Origin of the sequence: Kitasatospora sp. NPDC058965 (assembly GCF_042741245.1) — a bacterium.
In the GTDB taxonomy this organism is placed as follows: Bacteria; Actinomycetota; Actinomycetes; order Streptomycetales; family Streptomycetaceae; genus Kitasatospora.
The window spans coordinates 1-23,269 of sequence record NZ_JBHYKG010000127.1; the positions used below are offsets into that span (position 1 = coordinate 1).

21 protein-coding genes and 3 tRNA genes are annotated in these 23,269 nt (G+C 74.3%); 13 read left to right on the plus strand and 11 right to left on the minus strand.

All coding sequences use genetic code 11. The annotated features are described in order from the left end of the window. The coding region (locus tag ACFW1A_RS21190) for a ribonuclease domain-containing protein (protein ID WP_380410674.1) at positions 1-483 on the plus strand (483 nt) is incomplete at its 5' end. A 22-nt stretch (positions 484-505) separates the two neighbouring features. On the opposite strand, the gene ACFW1A_RS21195 is transcribed toward ACFW1A_RS21190, so the two are convergent. Both ACFW1A_RS21195 and ACFW1A_RS21200 read right to left on the minus strand, forming a co-directional pair. Next, positions 506-1,507: a hypothetical protein gene (locus tag ACFW1A_RS21195; protein WP_380410675.1), complete on the minus strand. Its 1,002-nt coding sequence runs from the start codon at positions 1,505-1,507 to the stop codon at positions 506-508. Between the two features lie 106 nt (positions 1,508-1,613). Further along, complete coding sequence (locus tag ACFW1A_RS21200; RefSeq protein WP_380410676.1) at positions 1,614-2,378, minus strand: GNAT family N-acetyltransferase; 765 nt, start codon at positions 2,376-2,378, stop codon at positions 1,614-1,616. A gap of 659 nt (positions 2,379-3,037) precedes the next feature. Here ACFW1A_RS21200 and ACFW1A_RS21205 point away from each other — a divergent pair. After that, entirely contained in the window at positions 3,038-3,967 is a 930-nt protein-coding gene (locus tag ACFW1A_RS21205) for a PAC2 family protein (RefSeq protein ID WP_380410677.1), read from the plus strand. A gap of 48 nt (positions 3,968-4,015) precedes the next feature. After that, a complete protein-coding gene (locus ACFW1A_RS21210; protein ID WP_380410678.1) occupies positions 4,016-4,978 on the plus strand; it encodes an SGNH/GDSL hydrolase family protein in 963 nt (320 codons plus the stop codon). A gap of 7 nt (positions 4,979-4,985) precedes the next feature. Here ACFW1A_RS21210 and ACFW1A_RS21215 read toward each other — a convergent pair whose 3' ends face one another. Then, the gene (locus ACFW1A_RS21215) at positions 4,986-5,546 is read right to left on the minus strand and encodes a TetR/AcrR family transcriptional regulator (RefSeq protein WP_380410679.1); all 561 of its coding nucleotides are present in this window, start codon (positions 5,544-5,546) and stop codon (positions 4,986-4,988) included. A gap of 94 nt (positions 5,547-5,640) precedes the next feature. Here ACFW1A_RS21215 and ACFW1A_RS21220 point away from each other — a divergent pair, with 94 nt between their 5' ends. Genes ACFW1A_RS21220 through ACFW1A_RS21230 form a run of 3 tightly spaced genes read left to right on the plus strand, consistent with a single transcriptional unit; the run spans position 5,641 to position 7,580 of the window. Further along, positions 5,641-6,816 carry an MFS transporter gene (locus tag ACFW1A_RS21220; protein ID WP_380410680.1) on the plus strand — a complete coding sequence of 392 codons (1,176 nt, stop codon included), beginning with the start codon at positions 5,641-5,643 and terminating at the stop codon, positions 6,814-6,816. Continuing rightward, positions 6,813-7,193 carry an ester cyclase gene (locus ACFW1A_RS21225; RefSeq protein WP_380410681.1) on the plus strand — a complete coding sequence of 127 codons (381 nt, stop codon included), beginning with the start codon at positions 6,813-6,815 and terminating at the stop codon, positions 7,191-7,193. Before ACFW1A_RS21220 ends, ACFW1A_RS21225 begins: the two co-directional genes overlap by 4 nt. 30 nt (positions 7,194-7,223) lie before the next feature. Continuing rightward, positions 7,224-7,580 (plus strand): hypothetical protein, encoded by a 357-nt coding sequence (locus ACFW1A_RS21230; protein WP_380410682.1) that lies wholly within the window; start codon positions 7,224-7,226, stop codon positions 7,578-7,580. Between the two features lie 43 nt (positions 7,581-7,623). Here the strand turns inward: ACFW1A_RS21230 and ACFW1A_RS21235 are convergent, their stop codons facing one another. Both ACFW1A_RS21235 and ACFW1A_RS21240 read right to left on the minus strand, forming a co-directional pair. Continuing rightward, entirely contained in the window at positions 7,624-8,937 is a 1,314-nt protein-coding gene (locus ACFW1A_RS21235) for an MFS transporter (RefSeq protein ID WP_380410683.1), read from the minus strand. After that, a complete protein-coding gene (locus tag ACFW1A_RS21240; protein ID WP_380410684.1) occupies positions 8,934-9,566 on the minus strand; it encodes a winged helix-turn-helix domain-containing protein in 633 nt (210 codons plus the stop codon). Before ACFW1A_RS21240 ends, ACFW1A_RS21235 begins: the two co-directional genes overlap by 4 nt. Positions 9,567-9,715: 149 nt before the next feature. Here ACFW1A_RS21240 and ACFW1A_RS21245 point away from each other — a divergent pair, with 149 nt between their 5' ends. From ACFW1A_RS21245 to ACFW1A_RS21255, 3 genes are read left to right on the plus strand one after another with little or no spacing between them, the layout of a single operon-like run. Continuing rightward, positions 9,716-10,993 carry a deoxyguanosinetriphosphate triphosphohydrolase gene (locus ACFW1A_RS21245; RefSeq protein WP_380410685.1) on the plus strand — a complete coding sequence of 426 codons (1,278 nt, stop codon included), beginning with the start codon at positions 9,716-9,718 and terminating at the stop codon, positions 10,991-10,993. A 21-nt stretch (positions 10,994-11,014) separates the two neighbouring features. Next, positions 11,015-12,910, plus strand: coding sequence for a DNA primase (gene dnaG, locus ACFW1A_RS21250; protein WP_380410686.1), 1,896 nt, complete (start codon positions 11,015-11,017; stop codon positions 12,908-12,910). A gap of 24 nt (positions 12,911-12,934) precedes the next feature. Then, positions 12,935-13,975 carry an RNA polymerase sigma factor gene (locus ACFW1A_RS21255; protein WP_380410694.1) on the plus strand — a complete coding sequence of 347 codons (1,041 nt, stop codon included), beginning with the start codon at positions 12,935-12,937 and terminating at the stop codon, positions 13,973-13,975. Between the two features lie 10 nt (positions 13,976-13,985). Here ACFW1A_RS21255 and ACFW1A_RS21260 read toward each other — a convergent pair whose 3' ends face one another. From ACFW1A_RS21260 to ACFW1A_RS21275, 4 genes are all read right to left on the minus strand, one after another. Continuing rightward, positions 13,986-16,673, minus strand: coding sequence for a GH92 family glycosyl hydrolase (locus tag ACFW1A_RS21260; RefSeq protein ID WP_380410687.1), 2,688 nt, complete (start codon positions 16,671-16,673; stop codon positions 13,986-13,988). Between the two features lie 85 nt (positions 16,674-16,758). Then, a complete protein-coding gene (locus ACFW1A_RS21265; protein WP_380410688.1) occupies positions 16,759-18,165 on the minus strand; it encodes a glutamate decarboxylase in 1,407 nt (468 codons plus the stop codon). A gap of 42 nt (positions 18,166-18,207) precedes the next feature. After that, entirely contained in the window at positions 18,208-19,647 is a 1,440-nt protein-coding gene (locus ACFW1A_RS21270; RefSeq protein WP_380410689.1) for an FGGY family carbohydrate kinase, read from the minus strand. A gap of 96 nt (positions 19,648-19,743) precedes the next feature. Then, positions 19,744-20,034 carry a hypothetical protein gene (locus ACFW1A_RS21275; RefSeq protein WP_380410690.1) on the minus strand — a complete coding sequence of 97 codons (291 nt, stop codon included), beginning with the start codon at positions 20,032-20,034 and terminating at the stop codon, positions 19,744-19,746. A 272-nt stretch (positions 20,035-20,306) separates the two neighbouring features. Between ACFW1A_RS21275 and ACFW1A_RS21280 the strand changes: the two genes are divergently transcribed. Then, positions 20,307-20,379, plus strand: a tRNA-Asn gene (locus ACFW1A_RS21280). 47 nt (positions 20,380-20,426) lie between these two features. Beyond that, positions 20,427-20,499: transfer RNA gene (locus ACFW1A_RS21285), tRNA-Asn, on the plus strand. Positions 20,500-20,560: 61 nt separating this feature from the next. Here ACFW1A_RS21285 and ACFW1A_RS21290 read toward each other — a convergent pair. Next, complete coding sequence (locus ACFW1A_RS21290; protein ID WP_380410691.1) at positions 20,561-21,343, minus strand: trypsin-like serine peptidase; 783 nt, start codon at positions 21,341-21,343, stop codon at positions 20,561-20,563. Between the two features lie 109 nt (positions 21,344-21,452). Continuing rightward, positions 21,453-22,316: a trypsin-like serine peptidase gene (locus tag ACFW1A_RS21295; protein WP_380410692.1), complete on the minus strand. Its 864-nt coding sequence runs from the start codon at positions 22,314-22,316 to the stop codon at positions 21,453-21,455. 281 nt (positions 22,317-22,597) lie between these two features. Between ACFW1A_RS21295 and ACFW1A_RS21300 the strand changes: the two genes are divergently transcribed. Then, positions 22,598-22,674, plus strand: a tRNA-Ile gene (locus ACFW1A_RS21300). Between the two features lie 219 nt (positions 22,675-22,893). Then, positions 22,894-23,214, plus strand: a complete 321-nt coding sequence (locus ACFW1A_RS21305) for a hypothetical protein (RefSeq protein WP_380410693.1) — start codon at positions 22,894-22,896, stop codon at positions 23,212-23,214. Positions 23,215-23,269: the final 55 nt, after the last annotated feature.

Genomic DNA, 23,269 nt, shown 5'->3' on the forward strand with positions numbered 1-23,269 from the left:
CCGGCACTGCTCCGTCCGGGTGAGCCCGGCACCCCGCCGGCCGACCGGCCGACCCCGACCGGCAAGCTGGAGCCCATGACCAGTCGCTTCCGCCTGATCGCCGTCGCGGCGCTGCTGCTGTGCGCCGTCGCGGCCGCCGCCGTCTACGCGACGGCCCGTCACAAGCCCGCCGCCACCGGCGGACCGACCCGGGCGGCCGCCGGCGGCGCGGTCTGCCGCAGCACGCTGCCCAGCCAGGCCCGGGACACCGTCGCGCTGATCGCCAAGGGCGGCCCCTACCCGTACCGCACCGACGGCGTGGTCTTCGAGAACCGCGAGGGCCGGCTGCCCAGGAAGGCCACCGGCTACTACCACGAGTACACCGTGGTCACCCCGGGCAGCGGCGACCGGGGGACCCGACGGGTGGTCACCGGCGGCCCGGGCGAGGAGTACTGGACCGGCGACCACTACGCGACCTTCCAGCGGATCGACCTCGGCTGCTGACGCGGCGTCCGCCGATCCGGCGTCAGATCCGCTGCCGGCTCCAGCTGATCCGGTTCCAGGGCCCGTGCGGGCCGGTGGCCAGCAGGGTGCGCAGCTCCCGGATCACGCTGACCGCATCGGTGCGCAACTGGTGCGGGGTGGCCCGGACCACCGGGAGCCGGGCCGCCTGCAGCCGGTTCCCCCGGGTCAGGGTGCGCTCGTAGTCGGCCGGGCGCAGGTGCCAGGCCCGCGAGTCCACCTCCAGCGCCACGCAGGCCTGCGGCCAGAACGCGTCCGGGATCGCCAGGAAGCGGCCGTCCAGCAGCAGCACCGGGTTCCACAGCGGCTCGGGCAGGCCGCCGCGGCGCAGCACCTCGCGCGCCTCGCCCTCCGCCACCGAGTAGATGCCGCAGGTCAACTCGTCGGCCACCCGCTGGACCTGGGGGAGCGCGGCGGTGCTCGACGTCCCGCCGAGCAGTCGGGACAGCAGCTCGGCCCGCTCGCAGTGCCGGCCCTGCACCGCCTCGGCGCACAGCGCCCGGAAGTGCCGGCCGCTGCCCAGGAACGGCGCCGCGTCGGCCAGCGCGCGGCCGACCCCGACGCTCCACAGCCCGTCCTCGCGCTGGAAGCCGGCCGGCAGCCCGCCGGGGCGCAGCGGTGCCCGGTGCACCCGGACGAAGTCCCGGCTGGCCACCCGGCGGCCGTTCGGGATCAGCACGTCGACCACGTCGACGTCCGCCGGGTGCCCGGCGCTGGCCAGTCCGGCCTCGGCCAGCACCGCCAGCCCGGTCAGCAGCACGGCACCGGGTCTGGGCCGCTCGCCCTTGGGCGCGGCGTAGCTGAGCGCGGCGCGCAGCCGCTGGTGTGCGGACAGCCGACCGCTCTGCAGGCAGATCACCCGGGGCAGCACCCGCTGCCACGGGCCGCCCGGGCGCAGCCGGTGCGCGATGGTCCCGGACGGGACCCCGTGCTCGATCAGCTGCGCGCGGGTGACGATGTGCTGCTGGTCGGCGCCCAGCAGCCGGACCGAATCGAGGGCACTCATGTGCACCCTGTTGCCCCATCGGGGCCGTGGGTATGCGAAAGGTCCCCCGCAGGTGGTCACTCCCGGTGAAGGTTGACCACCGGGAGTCGACCCCTCGGGGTGCGGCTCAGGCCGCCGGGATCAGTGAACCGGTGTGTCTGACGCACTCCGAGTCGCGCTCGCGCCCGAGGCCGTGGCCGATCTGCCCGAGGTGGTCGAGCCGGCGGTCCGGCGCGCTCGGGGCGATCGCGGCGGCGATCCGCAGCTCGATGATGTCGCGGACGGCCGGCCACTCCTCGGCCAGGATCGAGTAGAACGCGGTGGAGCGGACCACCCCGTCCAGACCCCGGCTGTGCGCCCGGCGGACCCCCTCGGAGGTCGCGCCGAGCCGCTCGATGGCGGCCCGCGAGCGCAGGTTGCGGGCGTCGGCGCGCAGCGAGATCCGCTGCACGCCCCAGGTCTCGAAGGCGTGCCGCAGCATGAGCAGCTTGGCCTCGGTGTTGATGCCGGTGCCCTGGGCGTGCCGGGACAGCCAGGTGCGGCCGATCTCGGCGGCGTCCGGCACCGCGGTCAGCGGGTCGCCGACCGGTCCGGCGGGCAGCGGCGGCCAGACCACCGGTCCCTGCCAGTAGTCCAGTTCCAGGAACCGGGTGGAGCCGACCACCAGGCCGTCCGAGACCCGGACGGTGGCGAAGGCCAGCGAGCGTCCCGCCGCCAGGTCGGCCTGGGCGGTCGCGATGAACTCGCGGGCCGCGTCCAGACCCTGCGGGACGGCGGTGAAGGCGTACGTCGTGCGATCCTCCGCGGCGGCCGCGGCCAGCGCCTCGGCGTGCTGCTCGGTGAGGGGCTCCAGCCGAACGGTGCGGCCGGTGAGGGTGACAGGTGCGGGCACGGGACCTTCGTCCTTCGGCGGTCGGAGGGCGTCCTTCGGCCCGGGGTGCGGGCGTCCGGGACGGTGGACAGGTCGCCCCGCCCCGGAGCGGGTCCACTCCTCCCGGGTACGCCGGAGCATCGGCCGTACGACGGGGGGCAGCGGCCCTCGGGGCGGGCAGCGCGGTGCCGGAGCGGGCACGGTTCGCATGGACCGGTCCGGCGGGGAGGTGCGGGGGGACAGTGTTCGTCCGCGAGATGGCCGAAGAAGGAAAGAGAGCGCGAAGGGAAGCGGGCGGCCAAGTGAACGCAAGGTGAGGTCGGTTGGCTGGCCAGACATGGTCGGGACCGCGGCCCACGGCGTGACGAACGACGTGGCGACGACGCGACAAATGCGAGGCAGCGAGAGGACGATACCTGCCTTGGCCCCTCGCGTCACTTCGCGGCACGCCAACCGGGGGCGCGAAGGCTGTGATGCTACGCCGTCGGGGCCCCCGTTGGCCAGCCCCGGCCCCCGGAAGGCCGGGCTGACCTGCGGGGATGCCGGGAGCTGCCGGTCCGGTCGCGGGACCGGGGTGAGAAGATTCTCCGCGGGCGGACCGGGCGGGAATGTCGGCGCCGCCCGGCACGCTGGTGCAGAAGACCGACTGGCCGGACCGACGAGAACAGGTGGGGTGCGCGGTGCGTGATCCCGACGAGCTGTACGAGCTCGAAGCGCAGGGCGTGGCCGCGGCGGCCGCTGCCGCAGGCGACGACGGCTTGGTGCTGCTCTACCACCTTGAGGGCTTCATGGACGCCGGCGAGGCGGGCGCCCAAGTGGTGGCGCACCTGCTGGAGCAGGGCAGCCCCCGGGTGGTGGCCCGGTTCGACCACGACCGCCTGGTGGACTACCGGGCCCGCCGCCCCGCGATGACCTTCGACCGGGAGAGCTGGGTCTCCTACGACCCGCCGGAGATCCTGCTCCAGCTGGTCGAGGACGCCACCGGCACGTCGTTCCTGGTGCTCAGCGGCCCGGAGCCGGACGTCGAGTGGGAGCTCTTCGCGGCCGCCGTCGGCCGCCTGGTGACCGAGCTCGGGGTGCGGCTCACGGTGGACTTCCACGGCATCCCGATGGGCGTGCCGCACACCCGCCCGGTCGGCCTGACCCCGCACGGCAACCGGCTCGACCTGGCCGGCGGCTACCCGGTCTGGTTCGAGCGGGCCCAGGTGCCCGGCAGCGCCCAGGCGCTGGTCGAGTACCGGCTGGGCGAGGCCGGGCACGACGTGCTGGGCTTCGCGGTGCACGTGCCGCACTACGTGGCCCGCTCGCCCTACCCGGCGGCCGCGGTGCTGATCCTGGAGGCGGTGCAGTCGGCCACCGGCCTGGTGCTGCCCGGGCACGAGCTGCGCGAGCGGGTCGGCGAGGTCTACGCCGACATCGAGGAGCAGCTGGCCCAGGGCGACGGCGAGCTGCGCTCGGCGATCCGCGGCATGGAGGGCCAGTACGACGCGGTGGCCGGCGCGCAGGGCCGGGAGAGCCTGCTCGCCGCCGAGACCGACCTGCCCTCGGCGGAGGAGCTGGGCCGGCAGTTCGAGGAGTTCCTGGCGGAGCACGAGCAGGGCGGCGAGTAGCCGCACCCGCCGGGAGTCATTCCCGTCCGCCCGTGCGTTGGAGCCGGTGTGACGCGTCGTCTGCCGGGACCCGTGCTGCTGGTGGTGCTGCTCGCACTGGCCGGCTGCTCGGGCGCGCCCGGGCCCGCGCCGGCGGCCGGGCGGAGCGCGGCCGGCTCGGCGCCGACTCCCGCGCCGTCCCCGACGCCGCCGCCGAGCGGGCCGTACGTGGCGCTCGGCGACTCGTACACCTCCGGGCTCCAGCTGGAGCCGGCCGGCGGCGGCCCCGCGGGCTGCGGCCGGTCCACCGTCAACTACCCCTCGCTGGTGGCCCGGAGCCTGAAGCTCGACCCCGCGCAGTTCACCGACGTGAGCTGCTCCAGCGCCACCACCGCCGACCTGACGGGGGCCCAGCGGGTGACCGGCGGTACCAACCCGCCGCAGCTGGACGCGCTGAACGAGCGCACCCGGCTGGTGACGGTCGGGATCGGCGGCAATGACGCGCAGTTCATGAAAGTGGTCGCCAAGTGCGCCGAGGAGGGCGTGCTGAAGGCGGTCACGGCGGCGTCGGGGGACGCGCCGTGCAAGGAGTCCTACACGGCCCCGGACGGCAGTTCGCGGCTGTCCGGCGTGCTGGACGCGGTCGGGGTGAGGCTGGGCTCGGTGCTGCGCGAGGTGGGCCGGCGGGCGCCGCAGGCCCGGGTCTACGTGGTCGGCTACCCCGCGCTGCTGCCCGCCGACCCCGCGGCCTGCGGGCCGGTGCTGGGGCAGGCCGTGGCGGCGGGCGACCTGGCCTTCCTGGCCGAGCAGGAGCAGCGGCTGAACGCCGTGCTCAGCGCCGGGGCGGCGGCCGCGCACGCGGTCTTCGTGGACACCTACGCCCCCTCGCGCGGGCACGACATGTGTGCCGGGCCCGAGCAGCGCTGGGTCGAGCCGCCGCTGCCGGCCGCCGGCCGGGCTCCGCTGCACCCGAACGCGGCCGGCCAGCAGGGCATGGCCGCCGCGGTGCTGGCGGCCGTCACCGGGCGCTGAACCGGCGTCAGGCCGCGGCCCGGCAGACCGCCTCGGCGAGCGCCAGCGCGTAGGCGTCGGTGAGCTCCGCGGCGCCGAACAGCAGGCGGTACCAGTAGGGGCCGTAGACCAGGTCGAGCAGGAACTCCTGGTCCGGGTGGGTCACCTCGCCGCGCTCGCGGCCGCGGCGCAGCAGCTCGGCCACCGCCTCGCGGCGCACCGCGATCAGCTCGCGCCAGAGCCGGGCGGCGAACTCGTCGTCCTGCAGCGCCTCGGCGGCCAGGGCCCGGTTGAGGTCGCCGGCCACGTCCTGGGCGGCCCGGAAGGTGGCGGTGAGCAGTGCGGTGAGGTCCCCGCGCAGGCTCCCGGTGTCGGGGGTGGGCAGCTGGGCGAAGGCGTAGCCGACCAGCGCGTCCAGCACCACCTCGCCCTTGCTGCGGTAGCGGCGGTAGACGGTCTGCTTGGCCACCCCGCTGCGGGCCGCGATGCCCTCCATGCTCAGGCCGCGGTAGCCCTGCTCCCGGGTCAGCTCCAGGGCGGCGGTGCGGATGGCTTCGTCGACGGCGGGGTCTCGGGGGCGTCCGGTCATGCCGTCCAGGATACCCATTGACATACGGTCCGTCTCGTATTGGAATGAGTCCTGTCAGAGATACGCAACGTCCCGTATTGGAAAGGAGTCTGCGATGCGATCCCACCGCGCCGCATTACCCGCCCTGCTCCCGCTCTCGCTCGGCTACTTCGTGCTGGGCACCTCCTCGCTGGCCGTGGTCGGACTGGGCGGGCCGATCGGGCGGGCGCTGCACACCGCGCCGTCCGGGGTGGGCCTGCTGGTCAGCGCCTTCGCGCTGACCTTCGCCGTCGCCGCACCGGTGGCGCCGGCCGTGCTGGGCCGGCTGGACCGGCGCCGGGTGCTGCTGCTCGGGCTGGCCCTGCTGGCGGCGGGCGACCTGGCCGGGGCCCTGGCGCCGGACGAGCCGGTGCTGCTCGCCTCCCGGGTGGTCGGCGGGCTGGGCGGGGCGGTCTTCGGACCGGCCTCCTCGGCGGCCGGCTCGCTGCTGGTCCGCGCCGAGCACCGGCCGCGGGCGCTGGCCACGGTCTTCGCCGGCATGACGGTGGCCGCGGTGCTGGGCGTGCCGCTCGGCTCCTACCTCGGCGGGGCGGTCGGCTGGCGCGGGACGCTGGCGGGCCTGGCCGCGGTCACCGTGCTGGCCCTGCTGCTGGTGGCGGTGCTGGTGCCGCCGCTGCCGGCCGGACCGGCGCCCACTGTGCGGGCCTACCGGGCGGTGCTGGCCCGGCCCGGGGTGCTGCCGGTGGTGCTGACCACGCTGGCCGTGATGGCGGCGCAGTTCACCGTCTACGGTGTGGCCGGCGCCTACCTGGCGGCCCGGTTCGGGCTCACCGGCGGCCAGGTCCCGGCCGTGCTCTTCGCCTTCGGCGCGGTCGGGGTGGTCGGCAACGCCGCGGGGGCCCGGCTGAGCGCCCGGCTCGGCGGGGACCGGACGGTGGCGCTGACCCTGCTGGGGATGGCGGCGGCCTTCGCGGCCCTGCTGGTCAGCCCGGCGGGCCTGCTGCCGGCGGTGCTGCTGCTGGCGCTGTGGGCCTTCTTCAGCCAGCTCTACCAGGCTCCCCAGCAGGCCAGGCTGATCGCCCTCGATCCCGAGCAGCGGGGCCTGCTGCTGGCCCTGAACGCCTCGATGCTCTACGTCGGGATCAGCGCGGGCAGCCTGCTGGCCGCCACCCTGCTGCCCCGGCTCGGTGCGGTGCCGCTGGCCGCGGTGGCGCTCGCCGCCCTGCTGCCGGCCGCGGTCGCCCACCTCCGTTCCGTTCGATCCCACTCTCTTGCAAAGGTGCTGTCATGACGAACGTTCAGCAGAACACCCGGCTGGTCCTCGACTACCTCGACACGGTGTGGAACCAGGGGCGCACCGAGGAGGCCGGGCGCTTCGTGGCCGCCGAGCTGGCCCAGCACAACCACGGTCTGGCGGACGGGCGTTCCGCGCTGGTCGAGCTGATCGGCGGGCTGCGGTCGCAGTTCCCCGAGTTGCGCTTCGAGGTCGCGCGGACCGCCGCCGAGGGCGACCTGGTCTTCGTCCACTCGCTCGCGGTGCTGACCCCGGGGCAGCCGGGCACGGCGGTGGTGGACGTGTTCCGGATCGCGGACGGGCTGATCGCCGAGCACTGGGACGTGGCCGCCGAGGTCCCGGAGACCACCGCGAGCGGCCGCCCGGTCGTCTGACGGCGAGTCGGGTGTGCCACAGTGCGCCCCATGACCCGACCGACGTACCCGCTCGCCGACGTGCTGCGCGTCCTCGCCGAACTGATCGCCTGGGTGGCGCTGCCCTGGGCGCTGGGCCGGATCTCGATCCTGCTGGCCGTGCTCGCCCTGGCGGTGCTGATCGGCCTGCCGGCCGTGCTGGCCACGCCGGGGGACAACGGCAGGACGGCCGTCCCGGTCCCGATCCCCGGGTGGGGCACCGTCCTGCTGGTCCTGATGGAGCTGAGCGCCGCCGTGCTCGGCGCCTGGCTGCTCTGGCCGGCCTGGGCGGCGGTGCCGGTCACGTTGCTGGCGCTGGCCTGCGTGGTCACCGAACAGCCCCGGTGGCGCCGGCTGTCCGGACGCTGAGGAGCTCCGGGCGACCGCCCGGAGCTCCTTCGCCTCCTCCTTCTCAGTGCTGGGGCATCACCAGGTCGGTGGGCAGGTCCCGGTGGCGGCGCAGCGGGGAGAACCACAGGGCCAGGGCGGCCAGCGGGACCCCGGCGCAGCTCAGCCACATCGCCGGGACCAGGCCGAGCGCGGTGGCCAGTGCGCCGCCGAGCAGGGCGCCCAGCGGGATGGTGCCGTAGTTGAGGAAGGCGCCGGTGGCGGAGATCCGGCCGAGCAGCTCGCCGGGGGTGTAGCGCTGGGTGAAGGTGGCGCGCAGCACGTTCCCGGCCACCACGCCGGCCGACACCGCCAGGCCGCCGACCAGGTAGCAGAGCACCCCGGCCCCGCCGGTGGTGAGCGGGATCAGCAGCACCAGGGCGGGCAGGACGAGCAGGAAGAACAGCATCGCCCGGGCGGTGCCGAGCAGTGCGCCGACCCGGCGGGCCAGCGCCGCGCCGAGCACGCCGCCCAGGCTGGCCGCGCCGATCAGGGTGCCGAGCGCGCCCTGCGGCAGCCCGGCCCGCTGCAGCAGGAAGACCACCAGGATCGACTGGTAGGCGGTCAGGAAGAGGTTGGCCAGCGAGCCGTGCAGCAGGAACGGGCGCAGCCACGGATCCCGGGCGACCAGCCGCATGCCCTGGCCCACCTCGCTCAGCAGGGTGCGGCGGCGGCGCTCGGCGGCGGCGGGCCGGGTCTCGCGCTGCCGGATCGAGGCGGTGCAGGTGATCGAGACCAGGAAGGTGAGGGTGTTGGCCAGCAGGCTGGGCACCGCGCCGACCAGCTGGGCCAGGGTGCCGCCGGTGCCCAGGCCCACGATCTGCGCGGCGGAGGCGCTGCCGTGCAGCTTGGCGTTGCCCTCGGCGCGGTCGGCCTCGTCCACCAGGGTGGGCAGGTAGGCGGTGTAGGCGGTCTGGAAGAAGACCGCACCGGTACCCGCCAGCAGGGCCACCACCAGCAGCTGGGCGTAGCCGAGGACGCCGAGCGCGGCGGCCACCGGGACACTCAGGTAGCAGAGCAGCTGGGCGGCGGCGGCGAACAGCATCACGGTGCGCCGGCTCAGCCGGTCCACCCAGGCGCCCACCGGCAGGCCGATCAGCAGCCAGGGCAGCCAGGTGGCCGCGGGCAGCGCGCTGACCTGGAAGGCGGAGGCGTGCAGCGCTCCGACGGCGATCAGCGGTAAGGCCAGGCCGGTGACCGAGGAGCCGTACTTGCCGGCCACCTCGCCGGTGAAGAGCAGTCGGAAGTCGCGGTGGCGGCGCAGCAGGCCGGGGCGGCGGGTGGTGGTGGCGTCCGCGGTGGTGGCGGCGGGGGCGGTGGTGGGGGCGGTGGTCGTCATCGGGACTCCTCGGTCTCGGCGTTCAGCAGCAGGGTCTGGATCTGGATGAGCACGGGACGGGCCTCGGCGGGCGCGGGCTGCGCCGGGTCGGGCAGGTGCCGGGTGATCACGGCCATCAGCTCGGCGCCGAGCGCCTTGAGCTGCTCGGGGGTCATCCGCACGTCGCCCCAGTCGGACATGTTCCCGGCGCCCTGCCAGTCGCCGGTCAGCGGCTGGGTCAGCGCCTCGGCGGTGCGCCGGAAGCTGCGCTCCAGGTAGTGCCGCTTGTAGGCGGACAGCGCCTCGCCGGTGGCCGCGTCCAGGGCCAGCTCGGCGGTGTTGAAGACCAGCTTCGGGCTGCTGCGCTGCCACCAGCGCTCGCGCTTGGTGCCGCGCTCCGGGTCCTCGGTGATGAACCCGTGCTCGGCCAGGTGGCGCAGGTGCCAGCTGACCGTGCCGGTGTTCTCGCCGAGCTGCTCGGCGAGCCGGGCCGAGGTGGCCGGGCCCTGGTCGGTCAGCAGGTCCAGGATCCGCATCCGCAGCGGGTGGGCGAGGGCGCGCAGGCTGCGCGGGTCGATGGTGCGGCCCGGGTCCTGCGCCCCGTCGTCCGTGCTGCCGGGTCCGCCCTGCGGCGTGCTCTCGTGGCTCATGGCAGGAACTCTAGTGTGCAGAGGACTCTCTGCATAGGGTTCTTTGCAGAGAAATCTCTGCATCATGGGACGGGGTCTCTCCCGGCCGGCGGCCGGGGGAGCCCCGCCTCCCCCTGATCGTCAGTCGGACGGCGTACCGTGACTGGTCTATGGACCGTTACCTGGACCACTACGACGAGCACGCCGAGGCCCGCTGGGTCCCCGAGCCGGACAAGCGCCCGGGCCGCACCGCCTTCCAGCGCGACCGGGCCCGGGTGCTGCACTCCGCCGCGCTGCGCCGGCTGGCCGGCACCACCCAGGTGGTGGCCCCGATGCGCAGCGACTTCCCCCGCACCCGGCTCACCCACTCGCTCGAATGCGCCCAGGTCGGGCGGGAGTTGGGCGCCGCCCTGGGCTGCGACCCGGACCTGGTGGAGACCGCCTGCCTGGCCCACGACCTGGGCCACCCGCCGTTCGGCCACACCGGTGAGGAGGCGTTGGACCAGGCGGCCGAGAGCTGCGGCGGATTCGAGGGCAACGCCCAGTCGCTGCGCATCCTGACCCGGCTGGAGCCCAAGCGGTTCGCCCCGGCCGACGCGGCGGGGGCCCGGCTGGCCCCGTGGCCCGGCCGCAGCGTGGGTCTCAACCTGACCCGGGCCGCGCTGGACGCCGCCACGAAGTACCCGTGGCCGCGCGGGGCGCACCCCAGCGACCCCGGCTCCGCCAAGTTCGGGGTCTACGGCGACGACCTGCCGGTCTTCCGCTGGCTGCGGTCGGGCGCGCCGCAGGGTCGCAAGTGCTTCGAGGCCACCGTGATGGACTGGTCGGACGACGTGGCGTACTCCACCCACGACGTGGAGGACGGGCTGTACGCCGGCCACATCGACGCGGCCGCGCTGCGCAGCCCGGGCGAGCGGGCCGAGCTGTTCAAGGTGGCCGAGCGGTACGCGCCGGGCACCGAGCCGGACGCCTTCGGCGAGGCGCTGGACCGGCTGCAGGCCCAGGAGTGGTGGCCCCGCGGCTACGACGGCTCGCCGCGCGGCCGGGCCGGGCTGAAGGACCTGACCAGCCAGCTGATCGGCCGGTTCTGCCTGGCCGCCGAACGGGCCACCCGGGCCCGGTACGGGCCGGGCCGGCTGAGCCGGTACGAGGCCGAGCTGGTGGTCCCCGTCGAGGTGCGGCTGGAGTGCGCGGTGCTCAAGGCGGTCGCGGTGCGCTACGTGATGCAGCGCGACGAGCAGGCCCAGCTGCGTGCCCGGCAGCGGATCGTGATCGCCGAGCTGGCCGAGCGGCTGGCCGCGGGCGACCCGGCCGAGCTGGACCCGGTCTTCGCCGCCCAGTACGACCGGGCGACGGACGACGCGGGCGCGCTGCGCGCGGTGATCGACCAGATCGCCTCGCTCACCGACGCCTCGGCGCTCGCCTGGCACGCCCGCCTGAACGGCTAGCCCACCCCGTACACTTCCGGGGTGGCGGGACGGATCCGGGATGAAGACGTGCAGGCGGTGCGCAGCGCGCTGCCCATCGACGTGGTCGTCGGCGACTACGTGCAGCTCACCAACGGCGGCGGTGGTCAGCTGAAGGGCGTCTGCCCCTTCCACGACGAGAAGTCCGCCTCCTTCTACGTCAGCCCGAGCAAGGGCGTCTTCCACTGCTTCGGCTGCCAGGAGAGCGGCGACACGATCGCCTTCCTGATGAAGATCGAGCACTTCTCCTTCGCCGAGGCGGTGGAGCGGATGGCGGCCCAGGCCAACGTCACGCTCCGCTACGAGGAGGGCGGCTACAACACCCGCGGGCAGCAGGGCGAGCGGACCCGGCTGGTCGAGGCGCACAAGGTGGCCGCGGCCTGGTACCGGGAGCAGCTGGAGGGTCCGGAGGCGGAGATCGGCCGGGCGTTCCTGGCCGAGCGCGGCTTCGACGCCGAGGCGGCCGCCCGGTTCGGCGTCGGCTACGCGCCGGCCGGCTGGGAGCACCTGGTCCGCTACCTGCGCGGCAAGGGGTTCACCGACCGGGAGATCCTGCAGGGCGGCCTGGCCTCGCAGGGCCAGCGCGGCGGGCTGATCGACCGCTTCCGCGGCCGGCTGGTCTGGCCGATCCGGGACGTGGCCGGCGAGGTGGTCGGCTTCGGCGCCCGGCGGCTGCGCGAGGACGACAACGGGCCCAAGTACCTCAACACCCCCGAGACCCCGATCTACAAGAAGTCGCACGTCCTGTACGGCATCGACCTGGCCAAGAAGGAGATCGCCAAGACCGGGCGGGCCGTGGTGGTCGAGGGCTACACCGACGTGATGGCCTGTCACCTCGCCGGTGTCACCACGGCGGTGGCCACCTGCGGCACCGCCTTCGCCGAGGACCACATCAAGATCATCCGCCGGCTGCTGATGGACACCTCCTCCTACCGCGGCGAGACCGTCTTCACCTTCGACGGCGACGCGGCCGGCCAGAAGGCCGCGCTGCGCGCCTTCGAGGACGACCAGAAGTTCGCCGCCCGCACCTCCATCGCGATCAGCCCCGGCGGCATGGACCCGTGCGAACTGCGCCTGGCCAGCGGCGACGACGCGGTCCGCGAGCTGATCGAGAACCCGGTGCCGCTGTTCGAGTTCGCGCTGCGCTCCACGGTGGCCCGGCACCGGGTGGACGCGGCCGAGGGGCGGGCGGCCGCGCTGGAGGAGGCGGCGCCGATCGTCGCCAAGATCAAGGACCCGTCCATCCGGCACGAGTACGCGGTCCAACTGGCCGGTCTGCTGGGCATCCTGGACGAGCAGTTCGTGGTCCGCCGGGTGGCGCAGATCTCCCGCTGGCAGCGCGAGTCGCCGCAGCAGGGGCGGGCCGTGCGGAGCCCGCAGCCGGTCCAGCCGGCGCCGCAGCGGCCGGCCTTCCGGCTGAACCCCGGCGACCCGACCCAGTTCGTCGAGCGGGAACTGCTCAAGCTGGCGCTGCAGCACCCGGAGCTGGTCAGCCCGGCGTTCGACCAGTACGGCGAGGACGAGTTCACCGCCCCGCCGTACGCGGCGGTGCGCCGCGCCATCGGCAAGGCGGGCGGCGCGGCCTACGGGGCGAGCGTGCCGAACTTCCTGTCGCTGGTCCAGGAGGCCGCCGAGGACGGCCAGGTGCGCGCCCTGGTCACCGAGCTGACGGTGGAGCCGGTCCGCACCCGGCGCAAGCCGGACGCGCTGTACGCGGGGGAGTTCCTGGTCCGGCTGCGCCGGGCCGCGGTGCAGCGCCGGGTGGCCGAGGTCCGGGCCCGGCTGCAGCGCTTGGGCAACCGGGCCGGGGCGGAGGAACTGGCTCCGGTCCAGCAGGAGTTGTGGGCCCTGCAGCAGTACGACGACAACTTGAGGACCCGGGGCGCCGCGGGCCTGTAGCGCGGGAGTGTGGCGTACCCCACACTGAAAGGGTCTCAGTCCGTCGGCGTCGGTGGAGGGTGGGGCCCGTTGGAGAGTGCCAGACCGGTCGAGGAGCCGCTCGACGAGGAGCTGGAGGACGCTCCGCCCCCGGGGCCCGCCAGGTCCGAGTCGGTCGGCCCGGCCGCCGACCTGTTCCGGCAGTACCTGCGCGAGATCGGCCGGATCCGGCTGCTCACCGCGGCCGAGGAGGTGGAGCTGGCCCGCCAGGTCGAGGCCGGCCTGTTCGCCGAGGAGCGGTTGACGGCGGACGGCACCGCCGGGCCGCTCGCCCACGACCTGGACCTGCTGGTGGTGCGGGGGCGGATCGCCAAGCGCCGGCTGATCGAGGCCAACCTGCGCCTGGTGGTCTCGGTGGCCAAGCGCTTCGTCGGCCGCGGGCTGACCATGCTCGACCTGGTCCAGGAGGGCAACCTGGGCCTGATCCGGGCGGTCGAGAAGTTCGACTACACCCGCGGCTACAAGTTCTCCACCTACGCGACCTGGTGGATCCGGCAGGCGATGAGCCGGGCGCTGGCCGACCAGGCGCGCACCATCCGGGTGCCGGTCCACGTGGTGGAGCTGATCAACCGGGTGCTGCGACTGCAGCGCAAGCTGCTCCAGGAGCGCGGCAGCGAGCCCACCGCGGCCGAGCTCGGGCAGCTGCTGGAGCTGCCCGAGGCCCGGATCCGCGAGGTGCTGCGGCTGGCCCTGGAACCGATCTCGCTGCACGTGCCGGTCGGGGACGAGGACGACGTGGCGCTCGGCGACCTGATCGAGGACGCGGACGCCGCCGAACCCGCCGAGAGCGCCGCCTTCCTGCTGCTGCGCGAGCACCTGGAGGCCGTGCTGGCCACCCTGGGCGAACGCGAGCGCAAGGTGGTCGAGCTGCGCTACGGGCTGGCCGACGGACGGCCGCGCACCCTGGAGGAGATCGGCGAGCTGTTCGGCGTCACCCGGGAGCGGATCCGCCAGATCGAGGCGAAGACGTTGGCCAGGCTGCGGGCCAACGCCTTCGCCGACCAGTTGCGCGGCTACCTCGACTGAACCCGCCGGCTCACTGCTTGGGCACCGCCCACTGCTGGTTGGTGCCGCCGTTGCAGTCCCAGATCTGCAGCTGGTGGGCGCCGTCACCGGTGTCGCCGTAGGGCACGTCCAGGCAGCGGCCGGACGGCGTGTTGACCAGGGTGCCGTCGGACTTCGGCCACCACTGCTGGGCGCCGGTGCCGTTGCAGCCGTACAGCTGCACCAGCGAGCCGGCGGCGGTGCCGCCCTGGTTGACGTCCAGGCACTTGCCCAGCACCCGCAGTGTCCCGTCCGGGGAGACGGTCCACTGCTGGGCCGGGGTCCCGTTGCAGTCCCAGAGCTGGATCCGGTTCCCGTCGGCGGCCGAACCGCCGTTGTCGTCCAGGCACTTGCCGCCCGGTCCGGGGACCGGTCCGGTGGCCGGGGCGGCCGGGCCGACGTCGAAGGACGGCGGCGCGTCGGTCGGGGCGGCGCCCCAGCCCGGCGACGGGGTGGCGCTCAGCGCGTACTGCAGGGTGCCGCCCTTGGCCACGAAGTCCTCGCCCAGCCACGGGTGGGTGGACGGGGTGCCGTTGACGCTCAGCGCCGAGACGTACGGGGTGCCCGCGGTGGCGCCCGGGGCGCTGATGTCGATCGCCGGCCCGTTCTCGCGGGTGATCGAGATGCTCGGGAACAGCGGGCTGGCCAGGGCGAGTTCGGCCCGCCCGGGGGTCTCCGGGTACATCCCGAGCGCCGCCCACACGGCCCACGAGGAGAGCTGGCCGAGGTCGTCGTTGCCGGGCTCGCCGCCCGGGGCGTCCGAGTAGAGCTGGGTGAGCGCCTGGCGCACCACGGCCTGGGTGCGGTACGGGCGGCCCGCGTAGTCGTACACCCACGGGACGTCCTGCGAGGGCTCGTTGCCCAGGTAGGCGTTGAGCACCTGCGGGCCCGCGTTCAGCTGGGCGAAGAACGGGTCGAGGCGGGCCGCGGCCGCGTCGTTGCCGCCCATCGCGTCGATCAGGCCGCGCAGGTTCTGCGGCACCATCCAGGTGTACTGCGCGCTGTCGCCCTCGGCGAAGCCGTTCTGCGAGGCGGGGTCGAAGGCGGGCCAGGAGTGGTCGGCGGCGCGCGGCTGGAGGTAGTGGCTGACCGGGTTGAAGAGGTTCCGCCAGTCGGTGGAGCGGTGCAGCATGATGTCGTGCATCGGCGCGTGGCCGAGCCGGCCGGCCAGTTGGGAGACGGCGAAGTCGGCCACCGCGTACTCCTCGGTGGTCGAGGCGGCGGCGCCCCAGTTCGGGCTGGGCACGTAGCCCTGGCTCAGGTACGGGCCCTGGCCCGGCCGTTCGTTCTCCTTCACGGTGCCCTGCCAGGACTGCCAGAGCAGGCCCCAGTAGTCGAAGTCGGTGGCACCGAAGGCGTACACCGAGCTGCCGATGACCGGCAGCGGGTCGCCGTACATGATCCCGGTCCCGCTGTTGGCCAGCGTCCAGCGGTCCAGGTAGCCCGCCTGGGAGCCCTGGTTGACGATCGACTGGGCGATGTCGGAGGCCTCGTGCGGGGCGAGCAGGGCGAGCAGCTGCACCTGGGAGCGGTAGACGTCCCAGCCGGAGAAGTCCGCGTACTGGGCGTGCCCGGCCGCCGCGGTGTGCAGCTGGCCGTCGAAGCCGGGGTACCGGCCGTCGGTGTCGCTGAACACGCCGGGGGCCAGCAGCGCGTGGTAGAGGGCGGTGTAGAAGGTGCGGGTGTCCTGCGTGGTGCCGCCGGCCACCGCGATCCGGCCGAGCAGGCCGTTCCAGGCGGTCCGGGTGGCGGCCGCCACCTGGTCGGACGTGCTGCTGCCCTGCTCGGCCTGCAGGTTGGCCGCCGCGCCGTCGGTGCTCACGAAGGAGATCCCGACCCGGGCGGTGACGGTGGCGTTCGTCGAGGTGTCGAAGGAGAGCAGCGCCTTCTGGTTGCTGCCGGGCACGATGCTCGCCGCGCTGAACGGGCGGTCGAAGACCGCGGTGAAGTACAGCCGGTAGTGGTTCCCGCTGCCGCAGAAGTTGCCGCCGTCGGTGTAGCCGGAGATCCGGTCCGGGCCGAGCGTGATGCTGCCGCTCGCGGGGTTGAGGGCCGCGCCCGTGTCCACCGTCACCGAGTTGGTCGCGCCGCCCGGGTAGTGGAAGGTCGCGACGCCCGAGCGCTGGGTGGCCGCCAGCGTGGTGGCGATGCCGTTGTCCAGGGTGACCGCGTAGCGGCCGGGCGAGGCCGACTCGTTGGCGTGCGAGAAGGTGGCGGACCCGACCGGCGCGGTGCCGAGCACCGGCATGAACGGCAGGTTGCCGTAGTCGGGGCAGCCGGCCCCGGAGATGTGGGTGAGGCTGAAGCCGCGGATCTGGTTGTCGTTGTAGTTGTAGCTGGCCGCGTAGCCGTTGTTGACCGTGTCCGGGCTCCACTGGACCATGCCCAGCGGGGCGGCGGCGCCGGGGTAGGTGTTGCCGGCGCCCGCGCCGTTGCCGTAGTCGGTGGCGCTCTGCTGGGTGCCGACCAGCGGATTGACGTACTGGGCCGGGTCGTCCACGGTGGTCCGGGCCACGGCCGGGACCGCGGCGGCGGCCGGGTGGGCCGGCAGCAGCGCGCCGCCGGTCGCCAGCACGGCGCCGGCGGCCAGCGCCACCGCACCCCGCGACCGGGACGGGCGCGGGGTGCGGTGGGGCGGTGACGCGGCCGGCGGACGCGGGCCGGACTGGCGGTGGTTCATCTGATCCCCCCGATCAGCAGGACGTGTGCCCCCTGATGATGGATCAGCGAACGGCTCGGCACAACCCGGGTCGACCGGTGCTGTTTCAGTGGTGGAAGCCGCTGTTCGGCTCCACCCCGCGGTTCTGCAGCGGCCCCGGCTGCGCCTGGAGTTCGGGCAGCAGCCGGCCCAGGTCCGCCAGCAGTATGTCGGCGAGGTCGAGGGTGAAGCCGTTGCGGCAGACCACCCGCAGCACCGACAGGTCGGTCCGGTTCTCCGGGAACGTGTAGGCGGGCACCTGCCAGCCGCGCTCGCGCAGCCGCCGGGAGACGTCGAAGACGTCGAAGGCGGTCACCCCGTCGGCCACCGTGAAGGCGAAGACCGGTAGTTGGTCGCCGCGGGTGAGCAGCCGGAAGACGCCGAGCTTCTCGATCCCGGCGGCCAGGTGCGTGGCCACGTGCCGGCAGGACTGCTGGACCGCCTGGTAGCCGGCGAAGCCGAGCCGCAGGAAGTTGTAGTACTGGGCCACCACTTCGGAGCCCGGGCGGGAGAAGTTCAGCGCGAAGGTGGGCATGTCGCCGCCCAGGTAGTTGACCTTGAAGACCAGCTCCTCCGGCAGCGCCTCCCGGTCCCGCCACAGCGCCCAGCCGACCCCGGGGTAGACCAGGCCGTACTTGTGCCCGCTGGTGTTGATCGAGGCCACCCGGGGCAGCCGGAAGTCCCAGACCAGCTCCTCGTCCAGGAAGGGGGCCACCATGCCGCCGGAGGCGCCGTCCACGTGCACCGGGATGTCCAGGCCGGTGCGCCGCTGCAGGTCGTCCAGCGCCGCGCAGATCTCGGCGATCGGCTCGTAGGAGCCGTCGAAGGTGGAGCCCAGCACGCCGACCACGCCGATGGTGTTCTCGTCGCACAGCGCCAGCGCCGACTCGGCGTCCAGGTGGTACCGCTCGCCCTCCATCGGGGCCAGCCGGCACTCCACCTCCCAGAAGTTGGCGAACTTCTCCCAGCAGACCTGGACGTTGGCGCCCATCACCAGGTTCGGCCGGGCCCCGGCGTCGTAGCGGGCCTGGTGGCGCCGCATCCAGCGCCGCTTGAGCGCCAGGCCGGCCAGCATGCAGGCCTCGCTGGAGCCGGTGGTGGAGCAGCCCACCGCCGCGTCCGGGTCCGGCGCGTGCCACAGGTGCGCCAGGATCGACACGCAGCGCCGCTCCAACTCGGCGGTCTGCGGGTACTCGTCCTTGTCGATCATGTTCTTGTCGGAGCACTCGGCCATCAGCCGGTCGGCCTGCTCCTCCATCGACGTGGTCACGAAGGTGGCCAGGTTGAGCTTGGCGTTGCCGTCGAGCATCAGCTCGTCGTGGATCAGCTGGTAGGCCACGTGCGGCGGCAGCGGGTGCCGGTGCAGCTGGTGCTTGGGCGGGGCCTCGCGCATCGCGCCGATCGGATCGGCCTCGCCCAGCAGGGCGTTGACGCTCAGTCGGTGGTCGGCACTCTTTCCGTGGTGCAGGGGCATACCGGAACGGCCCTTCGCGCTCGACGTGTCGGGCTTGTCACGCTAGGCCATCCCGCCCAGTTCGGGATGGGTTTCGTCCCGCACCACGCCGTACTGCCGCCGTACTGCGTCACCCACCGTCAGCTGGTCCGGGTCCGGCTCGACGGTGACCGCCTCCGGCAGTTCCCACTGCGGCGGCTCGGCGGTGCCGGCCAGTGCCCAGGCCGCCTGCCGGGCGGCGCCGCGCGCCGCGTGGTCGCCCGCCTGCGGTATCACCACCGGCACGCCGAACAGCAGCGAGCCGATCTCGCGCACCGCGGGCAGCCGGCCCACCGCGCCCAGCAGCACCACCCGACGGATGGTCACCCCGCGCGAGCGCAGCGCGTCCAGCGCGTCCGCGATGTTGCAGAGCATGCCCTCCACCGCGGCCCGGGCCAGGTGTTCGGGGGCCATCGACTCGGCCCGCAGGCCGTGCAGGGTGCCGGAGGCGTTGGGCAGCCGGGGGGTCCGCTCGCCGTCCAGGTAGGGCAGCAGGACCAGGCCGTAGGCGCCCGGGGTGGAGCGCAGCGCCAGCGAGCTCAGTCCCTCCAGGTCGGTGCCCAGCAGGCCGGCGGTGGAGCGCAGCACCTGGGCGGCGTTGAGCGTGCCGACCATCGGCAGGTGCTTGCCGGTGGCGTCGGCGAAGGAGGAGACGGTGCCGCCGGGGTCGACCACCGGCTGCTCGCTGACGGCGAAGACGGTGCCCGAGGCGCCGAGCGAGACCACCGCGTCGCCCGGGTTCAGGCCCAGGCCCAGGGCGGCGGCCATGTTGTCCCCGGTGCCGGCCGAGATCAGCAGGCCCTCGGGGGTGTGCCCGGCCGGCTCGCCCGGCGCGAGCACCTCGGGCAGTCGCAGCAGTTCGTGGCCCAGGGCGAGTTCGACCAGGTCCTGCCGGTACTCGCCGGTGATGGGGGACCAGTAGCCGGTGCCGGAGGCGTCGCCGCGGTCGGTGGTGCGGCGCTGCGGGTGGCCGAGCAACTGCCAGACCAGCCAGTCGTGCGGCAGCAGCACCTCGGCGACCCGCCGGGCGTTGGCCGGCTCGAACTCGGCCAGCCAGCGCAGCTTGGCGATGGTGTAGGTGGCCGCCGGGACCGCCCCGATCGCCTCGGTCCAGGCGGCCGGGCCGCCGAGCGCGTCGACCAGGTGGGCGGCGGCGCCGGAGGAGCGCGGGTCGGTCCAGAGCATGGCCGGGCGCACCAGCACGCCGCCGGCGTCCAGCCCGATCATGCTGTGCTGCTGGGCCGCGACGCCGATCGCCCGGACCCCCTCCAGCAGGCCGCCGGTGGCCGCCTCGCCCAGCGAGTGCAGCCAGGACTGCGGGTCGGCCTCGGTGGTCCGCGCGCGCGAGGCCTCCGACTCGGGGTGCGGCGCCTTGCCCGCGCGCAGCACCTCCCCGGTGTCCGCGTCACACGCGACGATCCGGGTGCGAGTGGTGGAGCTGTCGATGCCCGCGACGATGGCCATGGAAGAGATCATGCCGCAGCGGGGGCCCGTGCAGCGGGCGGTTGCGGCAAGTGTTGCCCGCCCGGTACGGCGGTGACGCTCCGGTGAAGAACGGTGCTACGGGCGGACCGTGCCCCAGCTGTCGTCCTGCTGGCGGCGGTTGAAGTAGGGCACCCGGTCGGTGACGGCGTTCGGCAGCTTCTCGCCGACCTTTCCGGTCACCGCGTCCACCGCGCGGCCGGCCGCGTTGCCGGCGCTCTCCCTGGCCCGCAGGGTGGCGTCCTGCACCCGCGGATTGCTCGCCACCTTCTGGGCTGCCGCGGCGATCTGCTCGTAGCGCTGCCGGCCGGCGCGCGCCCCCAGCACGTAGCCGGCTGCGGCGCCCACGATGAACGACAGCTTCCACATCTTTCGGCCTCCACCCTCGTCTGCGGCACTTGCCGCGATGCCCTACCCGTCCGGGCCGCCGACGAACCGCCGGTCCGGCGGCCGCCTCGGTCCCCCCAGCATCCCCGGCCCGCCACCGGGTCGCCCGGCGGGCGCGCCGAGCGGGCGTCGCGCGAGGTGAGCGGGGGTGGGGTGGGGGCGGGCCGGGAAAGCGATTGGCGGAGCACCCCCCTGGATGCGCTAATGTATGTCCCGCAGCGAGCACCCCAGGGTGCCCGCAGCGGCCAACACAATCCCCCATAGCTCAATTGGCAGAGCAGCCGACTGTTAATCGGCAGGTTATTGGTTCGAGTCCAATTGGGGGAGCGCAGGACACGGCCGGGCCCAGCCCGGTGCGGTCCGTGCAGGTGCAGTCCTCCATAGCTCAATTGGCAGAGCAGCCGACTGTTAATCGGCAGGTTATTGGTTCGAGTCCAATTGGAGGAGCTCGATCGAACGCCCCCCGGCCCGGCCGGGGGGCGTTCGCCGTTCCCGGGCCGGGCCGCGCTCAGGCGGTGGCCTGCCGGTAGAGCGCGAGCACCCGGTCGTCGAAGCTCACGCTGTAGGAGACGTCCGGGGTGTCCCCGCCCTGCTGGTAGCCGCCGATCACACCGATCAGCTCGCCCCGGTCGGTCAGCCAGGGGCTGCCGCTGGTGCCGTCGGAGAAGCCGCCGCAGTCGAACCGCTGCTGGGTCGCGCTCTGCGCGGTGGTCCGGGTGGTGCAGGTGATCGGGCTCTCGTGGTCGAACGGGTAGCCGGTGACGGTGACCGGGAGGTCGAAGCCGCGGTTGACCCCGATCGGGTTGCCGCCCACCGCGTCCTCTATCCGCTGCCCGCCGCTCGGCCGGACCGTCAGGAAGGCCACGTCGTACTCCGGGTCGCCGGAGTCCTGCCAGTGCTGGTCGACGGTGACCCGGTCCACCGCCCACTCGCCGAGCGGAGCGGCGCCGTCGCGGTAGCCGGGGGCGAAGCTCAGGCCGTCCACCGGGCCGGCGCCGGAGTTCCAGACGCAGTGCGCGGCGGTGATCAGCAGGTCGCGCCCCGGACTGTCCACCACGCTGGCGGTGCAGGAGCGCTGGTTGTCCTGGGCGGGCAGGCGCAGCACGCCGATCCGCTGCGCGGCGGTGCCGGACGGGGCCGGGGCGGCGCTGAGCGCGGGCGCCGGCTGCGCCTCCTTGCCGGCGGGGGTGCAGGCGGTGAGGGTGCAGGCGGCGAGGGCGAGGGCGAGCACGGGGGCCGCGGGCAGCCGCCGGTGCGCCCGGGTGGGCGCAGCAGTCCGCCGCCGGGCCATCCGCCACCCCTTCGGTCCCTGCCGGCACGCGGGTGCGCCGGATGTCGGTCCCAAGATCTACCAGGCGGGCCGGGGCCGACGCCAGGGCGGTGCCGACCGTGGGCGTGGTTCAGCTGGTGGCGCGGTCGTACAGGGCCTGGACGGCGTCGCCGAAGTAGCTGCTGTAGGAGGTGTCCGGGGTGTTGCCGCCCTCCTGGTAGCCGCCGATCACGCCGACCACCACACCGGTGCGGGTGGCCGGGTCGAAGCCGGTCACCCAGGGGCTGCCGCTGGTGCCGCCGGTGTAGTCCGGGCAGTCGATCCGCAGCTGGGTGCTGCTCTGCTCGCTGGTGGTGTTCACGCAGGTGATCGGGGTGTCGGCGCTGCTGGGGTAGCCGGTGAGCTTGACCGGGAGCTGGTACCCCCGGTTGACGCCCAGCTTGTTGGCGCCGAGCACCTGCTGGACCTGCTTCCCGTTCTGCGGCTGGACCACCGCGAACGCCACGTCCAGGTCCGGGTTGCCGCTGCCGGCCCAGCTCTGGTCGACGGTGATCGCGGCCAGCGGCCAGACGCCGTTGGGCGCGTCGCCGCTGCGGTAGCCGGGCACGAAGACCAGGTCGTTGCGCTGGCCGACGCCCGGGTCGTAGACGCAGTGCGCCGCCGTGACGATCAGGTTCTGCCCGGCGCTGTCCACCACGCTGGCGGTGCAGAAGTGGTCGCCGGAGGAGTCGTTGGTGAAGACGGCGCCGATCAGCGCGTTGACCGCGGTGGGGGAGGCGGTGCGGGTGGTGCCCTTGTGCTTGTCGAAGGCGGCCAGGAAGCGCTGCCTGTTCCAGCCGCCGCTCCCGCTCGCACTGCCGCCGGTGGCGGGCGCGCTGCCGGCCGGGCTGGTCACCCAGACCGCACCGCCGTGGGCGCCGTCCGAGGAGCCGCAGCCGCTGACCGCCGCCAGCAGGACCAGCGCCAGAGCGGGCGTGAGCTTGCGCGCCGTCATGAGGACTCCCTCCGCCACCGACTGCCACCCGGCTTCCGCGGCCCCAGCTTCACCCGCCCGGTGGCGGTGCGCCACCGCACCGCCGGCCGGCCGGGGCCCGGCGGACCGGTGCCGCGGGCCGGTCGGGGAGTCCGGGGAGCGCACTCGCGGTGCGCCCCCGGGTGCGCCCCCGGCGCGCACCGCGGCTGATCGACCGGATATGCTGCCCGAGGCGGCCCGGCAGGGCCGTCTCTGCTGCGGCGGGTGGGCCACGATGGTGGCGGTCCCGGCGCGGTGGGTTCGGGGCGGTAGCTCAGCCGGTTAGAGCAGGGGACTCATAATCCCTGGGTCGTGGGTTCGAGTCCCACCCGCCCTACCACTGCGGTACGGATCCCGTGCGGGGTCAGGCGGGCTCCCACCAGGGAGCACCTTAGGCCACCCGCCGGCCCGGTCGAGGACGACGGGCCGACAGTTCACCCGTTCGGCAGGGCCGGGGCGTGGCCGGATTGACGGTTCGTCGGAAGATTGTCGGCCGGACGGTGGATCTTCGCCGCACTGGGTTGCACACGCACCGTCGCCCCGTGTGATCGTTTTCGTCATGCGCCGAACCGGACTCACCGTGATCCTCGCCGCCGCCACCCTGATCGGGGTGGCCGCCGCGCCCGCCCAGGCCGCCACCGGTCAGGTGGTCGTCTATGCCAGTCAGCTGGAGCCGCTGACGGTCTACCAGGACCCGCAGGGCTGCAAGCAACTGCCGCCGCTGGCACACGTGCTGAACAACCAGACCGACTCCACCGTGGTGGTGTACGCCGACCGCTGGTGCACCGTCCCGTTCACCGAGAACGCGCTGACCCTGGGCGAGCTGAAGCCCGGGTACGGGACCCACGTGACCGGGGCGGGCAGCTTCCGCGCACCGTGACGGCCGGTCGCGGGCACGCGCCCGTGGAGGAGGCCGAGCGCGGCCGGCGGTGCGC

Bases quoted from the DNA above. Each gene is read 5' to 3' on its own strand.
- ACFW1A_RS21220 (WP_380410680.1), top strand. From the start codon at position 5,641: ATGCGATCCCACCGCGCCGCATTACCCGCCCTGCTCCCGCTCTCGCTC.
- ACFW1A_RS21240 (WP_380410684.1), bottom strand. From the start codon at position 9,566: ATGAGCCACGAGAGCACGCCGCAGGGCGGACCCGGCAGCACGGACGAC.
- ACFW1A_RS21275 (WP_380410690.1), bottom strand. From the start codon at position 20,034: ATGTGGAAGCTGTCGTTCATCGTGGGCGCCGCAGCCGGCTACGTGCTG.
- ACFW1A_RS21235 (WP_380410683.1), bottom strand. From the start codon at position 8,937: ATGACGACCACCGCCCCCACCACCGCCCCCGCCGCCACCACCGCGGAC.
- ACFW1A_RS21270 (WP_380410689.1), bottom strand. From the start codon at position 19,647: ATGGCCATCGTCGCGGGCATCGACAGCTCCACCACTCGCACCCGGATC.
- ACFW1A_RS21215 (WP_380410679.1), bottom strand. From the start codon at position 5,546: ATGACCGGACGCCCCCGAGACCCCGCCGTCGACGAAGCCATCCGCACC.
- ACFW1A_RS21260 (WP_380410687.1), bottom strand. From the start codon at position 16,673: ATGAACCACCGCCAGTCCGGCCCGCGTCCGCCGGCCGCGTCACCGCCC.
- ACFW1A_RS21225 (WP_380410681.1), top strand. From the start codon at position 6,813: ATGACGAACGTTCAGCAGAACACCCGGCTGGTCCTCGACTACCTCGAC.
- ACFW1A_RS21230 (WP_380410682.1), top strand. From the start codon at position 7,224: ATGACCCGACCGACGTACCCGCTCGCCGACGTGCTGCGCGTCCTCGCC.
- ACFW1A_RS21305 (WP_380410693.1), top strand. From the start codon at position 22,894: ATGCGCCGAACCGGACTCACCGTGATCCTCGCCGCCGCCACCCTGATC.
- ACFW1A_RS21265 (WP_380410688.1), bottom strand. From the start codon at position 18,165: ATGCCCCTGCACCACGGAAAGAGTGCCGACCACCGACTGAGCGTCAAC.
- ACFW1A_RS21295 (WP_380410692.1), bottom strand. From the start codon at position 22,316: ATGACGGCGCGCAAGCTCACGCCCGCTCTGGCGCTGGTCCTGCTGGCG.
- ACFW1A_RS21195 (WP_380410675.1), bottom strand. From the start codon at position 1,507: ATGAGTGCCCTCGATTCGGTCCGGCTGCTGGGCGCCGACCAGCAGCAC.
- ACFW1A_RS21290 (WP_380410691.1), bottom strand. From the start codon at position 21,343: ATGGCCCGGCGGCGGACTGCTGCGCCCACCCGGGCGCACCGGCGGCTG.
- ACFW1A_RS21245 (WP_380410685.1), top strand. From the start codon at position 9,716: ATGGACCGTTACCTGGACCACTACGACGAGCACGCCGAGGCCCGCTGG.